Origin of the sequence: Saccharicrinis carchari (genome assembly GCF_900182605.1) — a bacterium.
GTDB classification, from domain to species: Bacteria; Bacteroidota; Bacteroidia; order Bacteroidales; family Marinilabiliaceae; genus Saccharicrinis; species Saccharicrinis carchari.
In genome coordinates this window covers 40,037-57,875 of record NZ_FXTB01000013.1, presented here as the reverse complement: position 1 = coordinate 57,875, position 17,839 = coordinate 40,037, and the positions used below count along the sequence as shown (strand labels likewise).

Genomic DNA, 17,839 nt, shown 5'->3' with positions numbered 1-17,839 from the left:
TTTTTCGCTAACTTAACTTCTCGGTTACAAAAGCTTTAGCTTTTTCGATTGCGGCATCTAGTCCATCGGCATTTTTACCACCTGCTGTGGCAAAAAAGGGCTGTCCACCTCCACCGCCTTGAATTTCTTTGGCACAATGGCGAATAAGCTCTACGGCATTTATCTTGCCCGAGCCGGCCAGCTCGTCGGATGTGATAACGCTCAGTTGTGGTTTTCTGTTGTTTACAGCCCCCAATACAGCCACAAAATTACCCATTTCATTTTTTAGCTGAAAAGCCAGGTCTTTTAGCTTATCGGCTAATATGGAATTTACTTTGGCTGTAATAACAGATGTGCCATTTATTTCAACTGCACTATCCATCAAGTTACGTTTTTCGATGTTGATGTAGTTTTGTTTCATCGTGTCCAACTCCTTGCTTAGTTGGCTGTTGTCCTTAATTAGTGCAGCAATGTTTTTTTCCAGGTTACCCGACGATTTAAACATCTCACTCAGCGCTATGAGCAGGCGGTGCTGTCCTTGAATCAAGGCTTCAGCTTTTTGTCCGGTAACGGCTTCTATCCGCCTTATGCCGGAGGAGATAGACGCTTCGCTAAGTATTTTGAAAAAACCTATTTCGCCGGTGTGCTTTACGTGCGTACCACCGCAAAGCTCAATCGAATCGCCAAATTTTATGGCACGTACCAGGTCGCCATACTTTTCGCCAAAAAGCATTAATGCACCCATATCGTGTGCTTTGGCCACGGGTATGTCGCGCATCTCTTCAATCGAATAATTTGCTCTAATGCGTTTATTAACGTATTGCTCCACTTCTTCTATCTCTTCGCGGCTCATCTTCTGAAAGTGTGCAAAGTCAAAACGTAGATGATCCGGGTGTACCAGCGAGCCCTTTTGTTCTACATGTGAACCCAATACTTGTCGCAGTGCCTGGTGCAAGAGGTGTGTTGCCGTATGGTTGTTAGCGGTGCTCTGTCGTTTATCCCGGTTTACAAAGGCTTTAAATTCACCCTTTATGTTAGTGGGTAGTTTTTTGGTGATATGTACAATCAGGTTGTTTTCTTTTTTTGTATCTATTATCTCCACCTTTTCTGTACCATTGTCAATATAACCCGTATCGCCCACCTGTCCGCCACTCTCGGCATAAAAAGGGGTGATGTTGAATACCAATTGGTACAATGTTTTGTTTTTAGCTGTTATCTTGCGGTACTTTGTAATGGTAACATCGCTCTCCAAGTAATCATAACCAATAAATTCTTCTACATCATCATGTACAAGGGTAATCCAATCCTCCGTTTCTATGGCTGTGGCATTTCTGGCACGATTCTTTTGCGCTTCCATCTCGGCTTCGAATTCCTTACGGTTTACCACCAGGTTATTTTCTTTCAATATAAGCTCAGTTAAATCCAATGGGAAACCATAGGTATCGTAAAGCTCAAAGGCAACTTTTCCGTCAACCACTTTGTAATTGCCCTTTTTTGTTTGAACCATTATCTTTTCCAGCATGGAGATACCGGTTGCCAGCGTACGCAAAAACGAAACTTCTTCTTCCATTATCACTTTACCAATCAACTCCTGCTGATTTATAAGTTCAGGATAAGCATCGCCCATCGTGTTTATCAATGCCGGAAGTAATTTGTGCATAAACGGTTGGCGTTGTCCCAAAAAAGTATAACCATAACGTACAGCTCGGCGTAAAATACGGCGAATAACGTAACCTGCTTTGTTGTTGGAAGGCAGCTGACCATCGGTAATGGAAAAAGCAATGGTGCGGATGTGATCGGCAATTACCCGCATGGCAATGTCGCCATCTTCGCTTTTTCCGTAGTTTATGCCGGTAATATTGGCAATGGCATTAATAATAGGGGCAAAAAGATCGGTATCGTAGTTCGACTGCTTGTGCTGTAGAACGCGACATAAACGCTCAAAGCCCATACCGGTATCAACGTGTTTGGCCGGTAAGGATTCCAGATCGCCATTGGCTTTACGGTTATACTGAATAAACACCAGATTCCATATTTCAATTACTTCGGGATGATCTGCGTTCACCAAATCGCCCCCCGGCTTTCTGCTCCTCTCTTCGTTGGGGCGCAAATCGATATGTATTTCGGAACAAGGTCCACAAGGACCTGCATCGCCCATTTCCCAAAAATTATCCTTACGGTTGCCATTGATTATTCTTTCCTCTGGTAGATACTTGTTCCAAAGGTTGAATGCTTCCATATCTTTGGGGAGTTCCATATCCTTATCCCCTTCAAACACTGAGGCATAAAGCCTGTCCTTATCTATTTTTAAAACTTCGGTAAGATATTCCCATGCCCAGTCAATAGCTTCCTTTTTAAAATAATCGCCAAACGACCAGTTGCCCAACATCTCAAACATGGTATGATGATAGGTATCCCGGCCAACTTCTTCCAGGTCGTTGTGCTTTCCCGAAACGCGCAGGCATTTTTGGGAGTTGGCCACCCGTAGCGCGGTAGGTTTACTATTGCCCAAGAAGATAGCCTTGAACTGGTTCATGCCCGCGTTGGTAAACATGAGGGTAGGATCGTTTTTAATTACCATGGGGGCGGAGGGTACGATTTGATGCTGTTTTGATTCAAAAAAGGTCCAAAAACTTTGTCTTACATCCGAAGCGTTCATATCAGTCGTTGTTATTATTTTATTTTTTTCTGGATTCGGGTTAAATTATAGGTTGCAAAGGTAGATTATTTCCCTAATTTTGCAGAAAGTATCGGTAAAATTCCTTGTAGGGAAATAAAACTTCTTTTTTTGAATGGCTAAAGTTAAATTCAGATATAACCCGGATAGTTTAAGTTACGATAAAATAGAAACGGGTATGAAGTATTATCTGTCTCGTACCTTATTCTATTTCTTTTTTGGCAGTGTGTTGGGGCTGCTGTATTTTTTTGCCTACTCTTATTTACTGGACAGCCCCAAAGAACTCCGCCTAAAACGTGAAAATGCCCGTTTAACCACGCAGTTTGAGATTATGAGCCAGCGCTTGGATCAAACGGTAAAAGTTTTGGACGACATACAAAGACGCGATGAAAATATTTACCGCGTTATTTTTCAGGCTGATTCTATTCCCAACTCTATTCGTAAGGCCGGTTTTGGCGGTGTAAACAGGTATGAGCAATTGCAGGATTTAGAAAATGCGGAGCTGGTGATGGCTACCGCTAAAAAGTTGGATGTGGTGATGAAGCAAGCCTATGTGCAATCAAAATCCTTCGATGAAATTATTGAGATGGCCAAGAAAAACGAAGAGATGATCAAGAGCATCCCTGCCATCATGCCGCTGTCAAATAAAGATCTGAAAAGGACGGCTTCGGGCTGGGGTTACCGGATACACCCCATTTATAAAACACGACGTTTCCATTCGGGGATGGACTTTACCGCACCAACCGGAACAGAAATTTATGCTACAGGTGATGGTACGGTGTCTAAAATAACCCGCGAAAAAACAGGTTATGGCAATAGGATAGAAATCGATCATGGCTTTGGTTTTACCACCCTTTATGCGCATTTATCGGACTTTAATGTTAGGAGGGGGCAAAAAGTCAAGCGGGGCGAAGTAATTGGTTATGTGGGCAATACGGGTACTTCTACCGCCCCTCACTTGCATTACGAGGTGCATGTTAAAAACAAAAAAGTAAATCCGTCACATTATTACTTTAACGACCTTTCTGCCGAAGAGTATGAGGAGATGATAAAAATATCGTCCATTTCCAATCAAACCTTCGACTAAAAAAAATGCTGTGTTGTATTTTTAATGAGGTTGTCTCAAAAGTGTTTTATTTAACATTTAAACTTACAGATTGTAAGTGAGGTCACCTCACGATTCCCATCCCACCGCCGCTGGCGGCGTACTTCCCCTTGTTCTCAAGAACAAAGGGAAGATCCATTTACATGGTACTTGCAATTTGTACCTTACGTCAAAATATTTTTTACTTTTGAGACAGCCCCATTAATGAAAGACATTGAATACAATGCATTTCCGTTTATACCCTTAAAATGCTAACTCAATAAATCTTAGTATCTATCATTCTAAACATACTTATAATAAACATTCATGCTTTCTATTTTTCCGGCGATGTTGGTGTTTTTTATTAGGGTTCCGGAATAGTGATAGTTTAAGCGCAAAAATGTTTTGTTCATGGGGATGGAATTTAAGCGTGCTATAGTAAACAGGGTTTTGATACCCTGCTCTTGCATTTGTTGTTCCATGGTTTTTAGTAGCACCATGGATAGGTTGTTGCCATGATGTTTCGGGAGTGTAGCAAAATCGGTCATCTCGGCGTATTTACCTTCCCTATCCATTTCAGAAGAGGCCAAAGCGGCCAGTTTACCATTTAGTTGAGCCCCATAATATTGCACGTTTTGGCCCATGGTTTGTTTTATGTATTCCGGGTTGTCAATCGGAAAAGGATAACTCTCAAACACCGTTCTGTATATTTCCGAAATCCGTTCAGCATCCGACTCATGCAGTCTTCGTACCTGATATTTGGATTTTACTTGGCTTGTTGTTGGTTTTTGGGGGGGCTCGGAGAGCAGCTTAGATAAATTGGCGAGTTGTTTTTTTTCAATATGAAGTAACCTGTCCGAATTTAAAAATTTCGACATAAAAAATACGTCTGTCGAGCTGTTATAAAAGTTGGGAATGCAGGCCTCCATAATATAACCGTCTGCCATAAAAAGGGGCGCCACAGGCTTGGGAACTTTACAAAATATTTTGCTATAATTGTTTTCCTGAGCCAATTGCCGCATTATGTCCAAAGTTGCTTTAGCATCCCGGGCATCAAGTTTCAGCAGGTAAATGCGGTCGTTGAGTTTTTCGTGCTGAATATGCGTTCCATGCCCAATTGTCTCAAATTGATCACTCATTTTCACCCCTCCTGTGTAATCTGTCGTTATGTTCAGGTACCAACGATATCGTGTCGTCATGATCCGAAAGTAATTTCTCGATACCTACAGCTTCCATTTCGCTGTCTTCGTTCAAGTTTAAATCCAAGGTGCAGATGTCACAATCTCTGTCACATACCCTGGCTTCATAGCTGTCGGGTTCCTTGTAGGTGGTAATAACGCCTTCGTAATTACGCAGTATCACTTTGTTGGTAGACCACGATATGATATAATTGGGCATAACGGGTATTTTGCCACCTCCACCCGGGGCATCTATCACATAGGTGGGGCGAGCAAAGCCACTGGTGTGGCCTATCAGGCTTTCCATAATTTCTATTCCTTTGCCAATGGGTGTTCTAAAGTGAGATAGCCCTTCGGACAGATCGCACTGATAAAGATAGTATGGGCGAACCCTGTTTTGTATCAACTTGTGCAATAGTGTTTTCATTATCCGGGGGCAATCGTTTACATCGGCCAATAATACCGACTGGTTGCCCAATGGAAATCCACCGTCGGCCAGCATAGCCAATGCCTCTTTTGAGGAAGTGGTGATTTCGTTGGGATGGTTAAAATGGGTGTTTATCCAGAGAGGTTGATATTTTTTTAATATCGAAATTAGCTTATCGGTAATTCTATAGGGTAAAACCACCGGTACCCTGGTTCCTATACGGATAATCTCCACATGTGGTATCTGACTAATCTCGGATAGTAGCCAGTCTAGCTTTTCGTCTGTGAGCATTAGGGGATCCCCTCCTGAAAGCAGCACGTCCCTTACTTGTGGTGTGTTTTTTATATATTCTATGCCCTGGTTCAATTGGTCTTTGGATGGCACTGAATCAATGTCGCCCACTTTGCGCTTGCGTGTGCAATGGCGGCAATACATGGCGCATATGTTACTTACATGAAAAAGCACCCTGTCCGGATAGCGGTGGGTGATGCCTTCTACCGGGCTATCTTTGTCTTCTGATAAGGGGTCTTCAAGTTCAGATTGTAGGGTGGTTAATTCTTCTATGCCGCCGAATGCTTGTTTAAAAACCGGGTCGTTCTTATAATTTTTTTTGTCGATGAGGGATAGGTAATAGGGGGTAATGGATAGCGGAAATTTATCGAATGTTTTGCGTAGGTTGACTCTCTCTTTGTCGTCGAATTTAATACCGGTGAGCTGCTCAAATTTCTCCATCGATCGAATGGCGTGCCTAAGCTGCCATTTCCAGTCTTTCCAGTTGGTTAATTTGGACTTGTTGTCCATTCTACTTGCAATTTCTTTTTGTTCTTTGTCGTAAATCATACGCACTAGTTTGTTACGTTGTCATTAGTATAAGTACCAATGGAGTTAGAATAATAAAAATGTTTATTGTTTTATAAAAATGTTTATTAAGTGGTTGCTTTTTTTATTAAACTTTTATGTCAAGTATAGGTTCATCTTTTATAGAAAGCATCAAAAATAGTTTCTATACAACAAATATACGAATTTTGTAATAAGGAATTTTTTCTAAACTCGCGTAAGGCCTGTTTTGTATCTATTAAAACGCAAAAAGACTGGTTAAAAATCTTAATTTGATTATCTTAGCATTATGAGTTAATTTCTACATAAGTTATAAACAAGATCATAGACAATACCATGGATAGATTAATTATCGCATCAAATCGCCTGCCTGTAAAAATTAATGAAGTAGAAGGTGACTTTACCGTTGAGCCCAGTGCCGGCGGACTGGCTACAGGTTTAAAATCGTATCATAAAAAAAACGACAGCGTATGGATAGGTTGGCCCGGCATAGATGTTGACGACAGCAAGGATAAAAAAAAGATTGAAAAACTGCTTTCGGACGAACACTGTATTCCGCTTTATATGGAAAGCGATTTGATAGAGAATTACTACGATGGCTTTAGTAATGCCACATTGTGGCCCCTGTTTCATTATTTTACCGAGTACGCTTCTTTTAAAGAGGATTATTGGGACGCATATAAAAAGGTAAATGAAATGTTTGCCGAGTCAATTTTAAAGCACACCAAAAAAGGTGATACCGTTTGGGTTCACGATTATCAGTTGCTTTTGGTTCCGGAAATGATTCGGAAGCAACGACCTGATATACGCATAGGTTTCTTTTTGCATATTCCTTTTCCCTCGTACGAAATTATAAGGATTTTACCTTGGCGCGAGGAAATTTTGTGTGGCATGTTAGGTGCCGACTTAATAGGATTTCATACCTACGATTATGCCCGTCATTTTATAAGTTCGGTAAAACGCTTGTTAGGGCACGATATTGATTTTAATACGGTTTCGATGGACGGTCGGCATGTGTATGTGGATGTTTTTCCTATGGGTATCGATTACGAAAAATTTGAGCGTAAAGCGCTTGAAGTACAAAGTAAACCCATACAGGAACGCTCGAAGCAGCATCAGGAGATAGATCGTTTTTTGATGGGTGAGCCGAATCGAAAACTCATCCTGTCAATTGATCGTTTAGACTATACAAAAGGCATACCGCATCGGATTAACGCTTTTAAAAGGTTTTTGACGGATCATCCCGAGTTTAGGGGAAAAGTATCGCTCTTAATGCTCACTGTTCCTTCACGTGAAGATGTGGAGCAGTACCAAAATTTAAAAAGAGAAATTGAAGAACTTGTGGGGGGAGTAAATGGTGAATTCGGAACCCTGGGTTGGAACCCTATTATTTATTTTTATCGTTCGTTACCATTCGATAATTTAATAGAATTGTACAGCTCGGCAGATATTGGATTGTTAACGCCCTTACGAGATGGTATGAACTTGGTGGCCAAAGAGTTTATTGCCACAAAAGCAGGGCATAAGGGAGTACTTATTTTAAGCGAGATGGCGGGGGCAGCAAAGGAGCTGGGCGAGGCCTTATCCGTAAACCCATTTAATATAAAAGCGGTGTCGGATGCTATTTACGCAGCCCTTACCATGGATCAGGACGACCAAACGAATGCAATGCACACGATGCAAGAGCGCATTAAAAGATACGACGTGCATAAATGGGCCTCTGATTTTATGGATAACTTGGAGAAGACCAGTAAAAAGCAGGAAATAAACCAGGCACGTAAAGTGTCGGGAAAAAATATCGAAAAATTTTTATCCCAATATCAAAAAGCCAAAAGTAGATTGTTGTTTTTGGATTATGACGGAACATTGCAAAAATTCTTTAGCCTTCCGGGCGATGCCAAACCCGACAAAGAGTTGTTGCAATTGCTAAAGAAATCGCATTTGGATGACAAAACGGAATTAGTAATCATCAGCGGACGCGATAAAGTTACCTTAAACGAGTGGTTTGGCGACTCCGGCTTTTCGCTTATTGCCGAACATGGTGCCTGGACAAAAGATAAAGATGGAGAATGGAAAGAGCGTACCAACACACGAAGCAATTGGAAAGAAAATATCAGGCCGGTGTTGGAATCGTATATGGATAGAACGGCCGGGAGTATTATCGAGGAAAAATCGCACTCTTTAGTATGGCATTATCGAAAAGCAGATGTAGAGCTGGGTGCATTGCGTGCTTTGGAGCTCACCACCGATTTGTCCAACCTCATCATTAATCAGGATCTGGAGATATTGGAAGGCAGCAAAGTGATTGAAATTAAAGTGGCCGGAATCAACAAGGGATCCGCTGCATTGGAGTATATACATGATGGCAGCTATGACTTTATTATGGCCATGGGCGACGATTGGACTGATGAGTACCTGTTTAAAGCATTACCGGAGGAGTCAATCACCATTAAAGTGGGCACCGACAGGTCGGCGGCAAAGTACTATGTGGGTAATTATAAAGAAGTCAGAAGTTTGTTAAATAAATTATTAACGAAGTAAATTATTAGAATGAATAATTTGGATTACGGAATTATTGGAAATTGTAAATCGGCAGCATTAATTTCTAAAACAGGATCAATTGATTGGTGCAGCTTACCCGATTTTGATGCATCCACCATATTTGCGGCCTTATTAGATCAGGAAAAAGGAGGCAGTTTTAAAATAAATGTTAGTGAAAACTATAAGATTGAACAACGTTACTTAAAAAATACAAGTATACTTTGTACCAAATTCTCAAGCGAGGAAGGCGCATTTGAGGTGCAGGATTTTATGCCCAGATACAAATTAGAAGGAACCGGTTATTATAATCCGCCGGATGTGATTCGCTATTTTAAGCACCTGTCGGGTAAACCCAAGTTTGTAATTGATTACGATGCCAGGCTCGAATACGCAGAATTTGAAACCGGAGTAATTGTAAAGGACGATTGCATAAAGAGTTTTACCAAGGAAGGATACTACGATTCACTTTATCTATATACCGATTTTTCGAAAAACGATATCGTGAACAGGGCTACGATTACCCTGGAGAAAGATGCTTTTGTGTTGCTTAGTTATAACCAAAAGTTACTTACGCAAACCGTTGATTTACAATTTGTAAAGTTGTGTAAAACCAAGGTGTACTGGCTCGATTGGACAGGTGAAATAACTACATTTACAAAATATCAGCCCGAAATATTAAGAAGTGCCCTTACCCTTAAAATGTTGAGTTACGATAAAACGGGAGCGGTATTGGCGGCAGCTACCACTTCTTTGCCAGAAACGATTGGCGAGGAGCGCAACTGGGATTACCGTTTTTGTTGGATTAGGGATGCCTCGATGGTAATTAAGGTAATGGCCAAGTTGGGGCATTTGAACACGGTGAAAAGGTTTATCAATTTTATTGTTGATATTATACCCGACAAAGATGAGAAAATACAAATTATGTATGGTATCAACAAGGAAAAAGTGCTCACCGAAAAAGAGTTGACACATCTGGCGGGTTATGAAAATTCTAAGCCGGTTAGAATCGGAAATGCAGCCTATATTCAAAAGCAAAATGATATCTATGGGGTGTTGATGGATGTAATTCTTCAGCATTTCAGGCTTTTTGACACCACACTTGAAACAGGCGAAAACTTATGGACTATTGCCCGAAGCATTGTAAAAATTGTAGCCAACAACTGGCATAAGAGAGATAAGGGCATTTGGGAGATTCGTGCCGAAGAAAAGCACTTTACCTTTTCAAAAGTGCTGTGCTGGGTGGCTATCGACCGGGCTATTTCTATTGCAAAAATCATTAATAAAGAGGAGTATTTGAAGTGGTGGGTGCCCTTGGCCAACACCATAAAAGAAGACATATACAAAAATGGCTGGAACGAAAAAACCAAGTCTTTTACCCAGTTTTACGGATCGGAGTATCAGGATGCGGCCAATCTTTTAATGGAACCCTATGGTTTTATTGATGCAGACGACGAGAAATACAAATTAACCGTAAAAGCCATCGAAAAAGAATTGTGTGTAGATGGACTGATGTATCGTTATATAAATGAAGATGACTTTGGCTTGCCTTCCTCTTCTTTTACCATTTGTACTTTTTGGATGATCAATAGTTTATATTCCATCGGTGAACAGGAGAAGGCCAAACAAATGTTTGACCAATTGTTATCCTACTCCAATCATTTAGGACTTTATAGCGAGGATATCGACTTTAAATCTAAACGTTTGTTGGGTAATTTTCCGCAAGCCTATTCTCACTTGGCACTCATTGATACAGCAATTAAGTTATCAGGAGGCCAAATAACGGATGATGAAATATTAAAAAGAGCCATACATAGAGAAGTATTGTAAAAACGAAAGTAAAAGGTCTGATTAAATAACTACTCATCCCGACAGGTATCAGTATACTGGCTGTCGGGTTTTATTTTTGTTGCTACCGGCGATGGATATTTTGCCATGCCTTTAGCGGAGTACTAAAATACCGGAGCCACTTTATTGTTGTTATCCGTATGGCCTAGGTGGTCAACCATCTTATTGCCTAAGTAAAAGGGTTAATGTTGGAGCAGCACGCAATGGATTAAGGAGATAATCTGAAGGTGAGAAAAAAATAAACCTAGACTGGGGCGGACAGATCAATGTGCTGCAGGCAAGCAATGCAGGGGAAATAACAATTGAGCGAAGTTCCAGCAGTTCATCTGTTTTTAAGCAGAAGGCATGCTGGGACTTTATACTTGCGATTCAATTTAGAATTAAAGTAGGTATTTAATTCGGCAGACAGTTAATTTTTCTAACGACTTCAATATTTTTGTAAGTATTCTTTGCGATATTGGAGAGGTTGTTTTCCCACTTTACGTTAGCTAAGTATAGCATTACTATCGAAATACGAATACCAAACTGACCACATGATTGAAAGTATTGCTTTTCTCCAAAGTAGGAGCAAGCTTGCGCACGGACTCCAGGTTATCAATGGTATTGCATTCATATTTTAATGCCAAATACATTTTCCAAGAACCATAAAAAACACCTCCCCCAAAGCCGTAGGACAATTGTGTTGTGGATGGGGCTTTATACTCCTGGCCATTTGCAGCTTTGTACTTGCGATTCAAATGAGGATTGAAGTATGTATTTATTTCCGGAAAAACACCTATGCGTTTATATTCCCATTGACTTTTGTTTTCGGTAAAACTTTTTAGGGTAATTGAATAATGTGTACCTGCTTGCAAAAGAAAAGAGGTAAAGTTTTCTGTCTTATTTTCTTCCCGTTTTGCAAGGTCACTTTCTGCTTCAAATGAAAAAACATAACTTCTCTGCGAAAATAAATTTAAGCCACCAAATACCGTCAGCTCCTCAAAAAAACTGTAGCCTATGCCACCGGCAACTGTTTTGGCAATACCATGTTCAATATACGGACTTCCGCCTACACCTATCTCCAACCTGTAAGTGAGCTGGGCTAAACCGGAGCTTGAACATGCCAAGCAAATAGCTATGCAAACAAAAACTTTTTTTACCATTGTTTTAAATTAATCCCTACACAAAATCTTACCAGAGGTCCAAAATCATCTATTTTTTATGATGCTTTTTGATGAAGTTTTTAACAAAATATCATTATTTAAAGCACTTTCAATTTTTTGAAAGTACGCGTTAAATGCCTCTATTAATGTAAAGTTAAGATACCCATATTCAATTGTAATTTCGATATTGGAATGTGATTCTATGGCATTATCATTTTCTTGCTTTACTTTTATTTCATTTACGGCATCTTCACATCCAATAAAAAGCTCATCACTAAAAATAATAGCAATAATTAGTATGCTAAGTTTTTTAGAACTGTGTAAAGTTTGTGGGAGCTGTAACTCCCGGTTAAAACCATCAGTTGGACACCTTTCTTCGTTAACGGGGAGAGATGTCTTTTTAAATTATCCCCGTACATACTTTTACTTGGCTTCAAAATATTCAAATACTGCCTTTAGTATCTGTTTCGTAAAAAAATGATTTGCGTTTATCTAACAAATAATACTTGTATTCGGGGTTTGTAGTATTTTATTGTTAATTGTGCAAAGTGTGTTTCAAAGTAAAATAAAATAAAAATAGAAAACCAACGGTAAATTATTAAACGATTACCACTACCAAAAAAAAGCCCACAGATTTTTCTGTGGGCTTTGGTATCCTTTTAGTGTGTGAGTTACTGCTCACATCTAATATTATAATCGATAAATTACTACGCTATCAGCTCTTTGTATTGTTCCGCGGTGAGCAGGTTGTCAATTTCGGCTTTGTTTTTCACTTTTATTTTTACCATCCAACCGTTGCCATAAGGGTCTTTGTTTACAATTTCGGGTTTATCTTCCAGTTCGGGGTTCACCTCTGTAATGGTTCCTGTTATGGGCATATAAAGATCGGATACGGTTTTAACAGCTTCAATGGTGCCAAAAACCTCTTCAATATCTAAATCTTCACCTTCGGTTTCAATTTCAACAAAAACAATATCGCCCAGCTCACCCTGTGCAAAATCGGTAACGCCAACCGTGGCTATTTCACCATCCACCAATATCCACTCGTGGTCTTTTGTGTATTTCAAATTTTCGGGAATGTTCATGTGTCTGTTTTTAAAAAATTAATATCATCAAAATTAAAACAAAAATCACTTTTAAGGCATGGTAAATATCATGTTTTATCGTTATTGGCTCGGGGGTGTTAGCCAACCGACACACAGCATGCCTTAATTAATCTCATTAAAGTTATATGGTGTTTCCTGATACACATAGTAATTGAGCCAATTGGTAAACATTAAACTGCCATGACTTCGCCATCGCACCTCGGGTTCGCTGGTTGTATTGTTGTTAGGAAAATAATTTTTTGGGATAGCAATATCTTCACCTTTGCTCAGATCTCTGAAATACTCTTCGCGCAGGGTAAACGGATCGTACTCGGCATGTCCGGTAATAAATATCAATCGTTTATCAGGCGAAATAACCATATGTATTCCGGCTTCGTCTGACTCTGCTAAGATTTTTAAACCGGGCACTTTATCAATATCTTTTTTTCGAATGCCGGTAAAGCGTGAGTGTGGTGCATAAAATATATCGTCGAAACCACGTACCAGGGGTTCTTTATTGTCCATTACTTTGTGCTCAAAAACGCCAAAGAGCTTGCTGCCTAAGTTGTGTTTTGGGATACCGTAATGGTAGTATAAACCGGCTTGTGCACCCCAGCAAATATGTAAGGTGCTGGTAACATTACGTCGGCTCCACTCCATAATTTCTTTCAACTCGTCCCAATAGGTTACCTCATCAAACTTTAAATGTTCAACGGGCGCCCCGGTGATAATCATTCCGTCGTATTTATTGCGCTTTACCTCTTCAAAAGTCCTGTAAAAATTGGTCAGGTGCTCCTTAGGTGTCGATTTTGGGCTGTGGGTACGCGTCATCAACAAATCCACTTCCACTTGCAAAGGCGTATTGGATAATACGCGCATAATTTGAGCTTCGGTGGTAATTTTTAGCGGCATCAGGTTAAAAATTACTATTTTTAACGGTCTAATATCTTGTTGCACAGCACGTGATTCGTCCATTACAAAAATATTTTCGCTTTCCAGTACGTTGCGTGCCGGCAGTTTATCGGGAATTTTAATGGGCATGATATTAAATGTTTAATACGGTGTAAGTATTAAGAACAACAAAGGCCGTAAAAATACGGCCTTAAAAAAGTATTAACAATGACATTTTACCGTTTTATCAGGCCATAAAATAAAATGTTGAGTGTATTTTGTAAGTGCTCAACCATGTCTTCGTATTTGTTTGAGGCCAAAAACATGGGTAACTCAATACCTTTTAGAGCGAGCGCGATAGCCATGGCACCGAGATGCACATTTTTCATTTGAAAAGTGCCCTCATCTATGCCTTCATTGATAATCTGCTCCAGCATATTAACTTCGGCCTTTTCGGTGTTTTCCTTCACCTCCTTAACAAATTCGATGCCTCCGAATCTTTCGTCGGTTAATGCTTTAAAATAGTTGTCTAATTCACTGACGGTCTTCATTCTGGTAAGAACGTAGTCCTTCATTTTTTCTTGTGGCTTTTGCGACGAATTAACAACTTGTTGCAGCTTATCTATGAGCACTCCCTGTTCTTTGTCGATTACAGTCTGAAATATTTCTTCTTTATTTTTAAAATAATAATACAGTGAGCTTTTTCCTTTGTGCAGTTCCAGGGCAATGTCTTCCATGGTAGTTTTCTTGTAGCCAAACTTGGCAAACAAGGTCTGTGCAGCTTCCAATATCGAAACCCTTACAGATTCGTTGTAATTTAGGTTTTCTGTTGTCATATGGCGTTTGGGTTTTCTTTATTTGCAAATGTAATAAAATAGCACAGTACTTAAAAGATTTTAGCCTCTTAATATATATTACAAGGTGCTTATTTTTAAATTCGGGTCGAAACGAAATGCTTTTAGGCATAGGAAAATAAGCAGACGTGCCGCAAAAGTTCGATAAGTCAAGTGTACCTTATCAATCGTTTACCAGTTCAAAATCCAACTGTTTTTTAATTAAATTTGCCTTGGCTACAAGTATGTTTACGGGATCGCCGAGTTGATATTTCTTATTGTACCTTCTACCCACTATGCAGTAGTTTTCTTCGTCGAAACGATAATAATCATCGTCGAGGTTGCGTATGGAAACCATGCCTTCGCATTTATTTTCATCCAACTCAACGTAGAATCCCCATTCCGTAACGCCTGATATAACACCACTAAACTGGCTGCCAACATGTTCTTTCATAAATTCAACTTGTTTTAGTTTAATTGAGGCGCGTTCGGCTTCGGCAGCGCTTACTTCCATTTTGGAGCAGTGCTTACATTCTTCTTCTAGTTTTTCGGCATTGGCCGATCTGCCACCCTCTAAATACGAATGAAGCAGGCGGTGAACTATCATATCGGGATAACGACGGATAGGCGATGTAAAATGCGAATAATGCTTAAAGGCCAAACCGTAGTGTCCTTTATTGTTTGTTGAATACGAGGCCTTGGCCATGGTTCGTATAGCCAGCGTTTCTATAATGTTTTGCTCCTTTTTACCCTCTACCTGTTGCAACAGACGATTGATGGAGCTGCTTATACGTTCCTCACCCATGGGCATAGCTTCGTAGCCGAATTTGCGCACAAAACGGGCAAAGTTCTCGAATTTGTCGGGATCGGGGTTGTCATGTATCCTGTAAACAAATGTTTTTGGATTGTTGCCTTTGCCCTTTGAAATTTCCTTTTTACCTATATACTCAGCTACCCTTTTATTAGCCAACAGCATAAATTCTTCTATCATTTTATTGGCATCTTTCATCTCTTTAAAATATACGTTGAGCGGTTTGCCTTGCTCGTCAATGTCGAACCTGACTTCCGTGCGCTCGAACGAAATGGCACCATTGGCAAAGCGTTGTTGACGCAATCCTTTGGCCAATTTGTCAAGTGTAATTATCTCTTCGCTATGGTCGCCCTGGCCGGTTTCTATAATTTCCTGTGCTTCTTCGTAACTGAAGCGACGGTTACTTAAAATAATGGTTTTACCGTACCAGGTGTCGAGCAAGTTGGCTTGATGGTCCATTTCAAAAACAACCGAGAAACACAATTTCTCTTCGTTTGGGCGCAAGGAGCAAAGGTTATTACTCAGGTGCTCGGGTAACATGGGTACCACCCTATCCACCAAATACACGGATGTAGCTCTATCGTAGCCTTCCTTGTCGATAATGGTATTGGGCTTTACGTAATGGGTAACATCGGCAATGTGCACCCCTACTTCCCAATTGCCGTTGGGTAGTTGTTGCAACGAAAGGGCATCGTCAAAGTCTTTGGCATCTTTGGGGTCGATGGTAAATGTAGGTACCGGCCTAAAGTCGCGGCGGTTTTGAATTTCGTTCTCGTCAATTTTGTCACTTATCTTTTCGGCTGCCTGGATAACTTTTTCGGGATAGCGGTAGGGCAAGTCAAACTCAGCCAAAATGGCGTGCATCTCGGCGTTATTTTCTCCTGCGTCGCCCAGTATGTCAATTATTTCACCAAAAGGATTTTTGTTATAATCATCCCAATCGGTTATTTTTCCTACGGCCAGCTGCCCGGACTTGGCACCCTTCAGTTTATTTAAGGGAATAAACAAGTCTCGGAACATCACCTTTTTATCGGTCACCAAAAAGGCAAAATTTTTAGATATTTCTATTGTTCCTACAAAAGTGTCACGTTTTCGCTCAAGCACTTCTACTACTTCGCCCTCTACTGATCTTCTGCGTTTTTTTGCAAAAATCTGTACCTTCACCAAATCCCCGTTAAGGGCATTTTTTAGGTTTTGTTGACTCACAAATACGTCGTCGCCAATGCCATCCTGAGGCACAATATAGGCGGTACCCGAGCTGGTGGTATCTACCGTGCCCACTATAAAAGCGCCGCGTGAGAGTAGTTTAAACTTTCCTTTGGCTACCTCTGTTAAAAAACCACTTTCTAAAAGTTCGTACAGCACCTCAACCACAGTTTGTTTTAGTGTTGCCTTTTTTAACTCGAGTAAATCCGATATTTGTTTGTAGTTATAAGTCCGTTTGGGGTTATTGGTAAATATGCCTTGAACAAGACCTATTATTTGATTTTTTTTTAATCCTCTATTTCTCTTTTTTGTTTTTTTCTTCCCGCTCATGGGTATAAAGTTTTATTTAGTATTTGCAAAGTAACAATTTTACCGCTGTTTCTGCATTTTCGTGTTATTATTATTTTTTAAATGATTAATATTTATGGCTCTATTTATAACCTTGACAAGGCAAATGGCGTATAACGAATTACACTATTCTTTTATAATCGGATAAAGCCATGTATTCTATCGTACCATACATACTTAAAATTGCATGTTGCTTTGTAATGCTAACACTGCATGTAGAAGGAGGTAGTAGCAATACCCAGAAAGATAGAGAGGGTAAAGGGCAGGTTAACATGACAGATGCTGTGGGCATGAAGCAGGGGCATTGGATAATTGAAAAAAATGGTGTTGTGGTGGAAGAAGGCCGGTATGTTGACAATAGGAAAGAAGGCGTATGGAAAGCCTATTTTAAAAACAATATCTTAAAATACGAAATAACTTTTACAGCCGGAGAGGCTAGGGGAGAGGCGCGCTTTTATTACGAGGACGGAACGCTGCGAGAATCCGGTAATTGGCAGGTTGACCATTGGGAAGGAAGCTATAAGTATTACTTTGAATCGGGTCAGGTAGCGTACGATTGGGTTTATAACAAGGAAGGTAAACGAGAAGGCAAACAGACTTATTTTTATAGTAATGGTAATCCTATGTACGAGGGGGAGTGGGATAATGGTAAAACCCAAGGTGCGCTGCAGGTGTTTGACCAGGATGGGGTATTAGTTCAGGAGAAAATATTTGAAAACGGACAGTTTGCTGAAATCAAAGAACCCATGCCTGCGCATGAGAAAACAGGCCTCAAGTTTACAGGCACCGGAAACCATACCATTTATAATTTGGATGGACGCATACAAGAGAAAGGCTTTTTTGTAAAAGGAAATCTCTTTAGCGGTCAAAGGTATTGTTACAATGAAGAAGGCACAATGATTTCGATTACCAACTATAAAAATGGAAATCCCGTGGATGGGCAATAAGCATAAAA

At 40.1% G+C, this 17,839-nt stretch carries 12 protein-coding genes; 4 read left to right on the top strand and 8 right to left on the bottom strand.

Going from position 1 to position 17,839, the window contains the following annotated elements; translation table 11 throughout:
* Window positions 1–7: 7 nt before the first annotated feature.
* Window positions 8–2,638 (bottom strand): alanine--tRNA ligase, encoded by a 2,631-nt coding sequence (gene alaS, locus FN809_RS16660; RefSeq protein WP_142534668.1) that lies wholly within the window; start codon window positions 2,636–2,638, stop codon window positions 8–10.
* Between the two features lie 133 nt (window positions 2,639–2,771).
* Here alaS and FN809_RS16655 point away from each other — a divergent pair, with 133 nt between their 5' ends.
* Window positions 2,772–3,743: a M23 family metallopeptidase gene (locus FN809_RS16655; protein ID WP_142534667.1), complete on the top strand. Its 972-nt coding sequence runs from the start codon at window positions 2,772–2,774 to the stop codon at window positions 3,741–3,743.
* A 299-nt stretch (window positions 3,744–4,042) separates the two neighbouring features.
* Here the strand turns inward: FN809_RS16655 and ablB are convergent, their stop codons facing one another.
* On the bottom strand, window positions 4,043–4,879 hold the full coding sequence (gene ablB / locus FN809_RS16650) for a putative beta-lysine N-acetyltransferase (RefSeq protein ID WP_142534666.1): 837 nt from the start codon (window positions 4,877–4,879) through the stop codon (window positions 4,043–4,045).
* Entirely contained in the window at window positions 4,872–6,185 is a 1,314-nt protein-coding gene (gene kamA, locus FN809_RS16645; RefSeq protein WP_142534665.1) for a lysine 2,3-aminomutase, read from the bottom strand. The genes ablB and kamA overlap by 8 nt, the downstream gene beginning before the upstream one ends.
* Window positions 6,186–6,518: 333 nt before the next feature.
* Here kamA and FN809_RS16640 point away from each other — a divergent pair, with 333 nt between their 5' ends.
* Window positions 6,519–8,723 (top strand): bifunctional alpha,alpha-trehalose-phosphate synthase (UDP-forming)/trehalose-phosphatase, encoded by a 2,205-nt coding sequence (locus tag FN809_RS16640; RefSeq protein ID WP_142534664.1) that lies wholly within the window; start codon window positions 6,519–6,521, stop codon window positions 8,721–8,723.
* 9 nt (window positions 8,724–8,732) lie between these two features.
* The gene (locus FN809_RS16635) at window positions 8,733–10,550 is read left to right on the top strand and encodes a glycoside hydrolase family 15 protein (protein ID WP_142534663.1); all 1,818 of its coding nucleotides are present in this window, start codon (window positions 8,733–8,735) and stop codon (window positions 10,548–10,550) included.
* Window positions 10,551–11,071: 521 nt separating this feature from the next.
* On the opposite strand, the gene FN809_RS16630 is transcribed toward FN809_RS16635, so the two are convergent.
* The 5 genes from FN809_RS16630 to rnr all read right to left on the bottom strand — a co-directional run bounded on the left by FN809_RS16630 (window position 11,072) and on the right by rnr (window position 16,866).
* The gene (locus tag FN809_RS16630; RefSeq protein WP_142534662.1) at window positions 11,072–11,710 is read right to left on the bottom strand and encodes a hypothetical protein; all 639 of its coding nucleotides are present in this window, start codon (window positions 11,708–11,710) and stop codon (window positions 11,072–11,074) included.
* A gap of 707 nt (window positions 11,711–12,417) precedes the next feature.
* Window positions 12,418–12,795, bottom strand: a complete 378-nt coding sequence (gene gcvH / locus FN809_RS16625) for a glycine cleavage system protein GcvH (RefSeq protein ID WP_142534661.1) — start codon at window positions 12,793–12,795, stop codon at window positions 12,418–12,420.
* A 123-nt stretch (window positions 12,796–12,918) separates the two neighbouring features.
* Window positions 12,919–13,836 (bottom strand): homoserine O-acetyltransferase MetA, encoded by a 918-nt coding sequence (gene metA / locus FN809_RS16620; protein WP_142534660.1) that lies wholly within the window; start codon window positions 13,834–13,836, stop codon window positions 12,919–12,921.
* 86 nt (window positions 13,837–13,922) lie between these two features.
* Window positions 13,923–14,522, bottom strand: coding sequence for a TetR/AcrR family transcriptional regulator (locus FN809_RS16615; RefSeq protein WP_142534659.1), 600 nt, complete (start codon window positions 14,520–14,522; stop codon window positions 13,923–13,925).
* Between the two features lie 181 nt (window positions 14,523–14,703).
* On the bottom strand, window positions 14,704–16,866 hold the full coding sequence (gene rnr, locus FN809_RS16610) for a ribonuclease R (protein WP_142534658.1): 2,163 nt from the start codon (window positions 16,864–16,866) through the stop codon (window positions 14,704–14,706).
* Window positions 16,867–17,084: 218 nt separating this feature from the next.
* Here rnr and FN809_RS16605 point away from each other — a divergent pair, with 218 nt between their 5' ends.
* Window positions 17,085–17,831, top strand: coding sequence for a toxin-antitoxin system YwqK family antitoxin (locus FN809_RS16605; protein ID WP_185957600.1), 747 nt, complete (start codon window positions 17,085–17,087; stop codon window positions 17,829–17,831).
* The last annotated feature ends 8 nt before the right edge of the window (window positions 17,832–17,839 follow it).

Bases quoted from the DNA above. Each gene is read 5' to 3' on its own strand.
- alaS (WP_142534668.1), bottom strand. From the start codon at position 2,638: ATGAACGCTTCGGATGTAAGACAAAGTTTTTGGACCTTTTTTGAATCA.
- FN809_RS16655 (WP_142534667.1), top strand. From the start codon at position 2,772: ATGGCTAAAGTTAAATTCAGATATAACCCGGATAGTTTAAGTTACGAT.
- ablB (WP_142534666.1), bottom strand. From the start codon at position 4,879: ATGAGTGATCAATTTGAGACAATTGGGCATGGAACGCATATTCAGCAC.
- kamA (WP_142534665.1), bottom strand. From the start codon at position 6,185: ATGATTTACGACAAAGAACAAAAAGAAATTGCAAGTAGAATGGACAAC.
- FN809_RS16640 (WP_142534664.1), top strand. From the start codon at position 6,519: ATGGATAGATTAATTATCGCATCAAATCGCCTGCCTGTAAAAATTAAT.
- FN809_RS16635 (WP_142534663.1), top strand. From the start codon at position 8,733: ATGAATAATTTGGATTACGGAATTATTGGAAATTGTAAATCGGCAGCA.
- FN809_RS16630 (WP_142534662.1), bottom strand. From the start codon at position 11,710: ATGGTAAAAAAAGTTTTTGTTTGCATAGCTATTTGCTTGGCATGTTCA.
- gcvH (WP_142534661.1), bottom strand. From the start codon at position 12,795: ATGAACATTCCCGAAAATTTGAAATACACAAAAGACCACGAGTGGATA.
- metA (WP_142534660.1), bottom strand. From the start codon at position 13,836: ATGCCCATTAAAATTCCCGATAAACTGCCGGCACGCAACGTACTGGAA.
- FN809_RS16615 (WP_142534659.1), bottom strand. From the start codon at position 14,522: ATGACAACAGAAAACCTAAATTACAACGAATCTGTAAGGGTTTCGATA.
- rnr (WP_142534658.1), bottom strand. From the start codon at position 16,866: ATGAGCGGGAAGAAAAAAACAAAAAAGAGAAATAGAGGATTAAAAAAA.
- FN809_RS16605 (WP_185957600.1), top strand. From the start codon at position 17,085: ATGCTAACACTGCATGTAGAAGGAGGTAGTAGCAATACCCAGAAAGAT.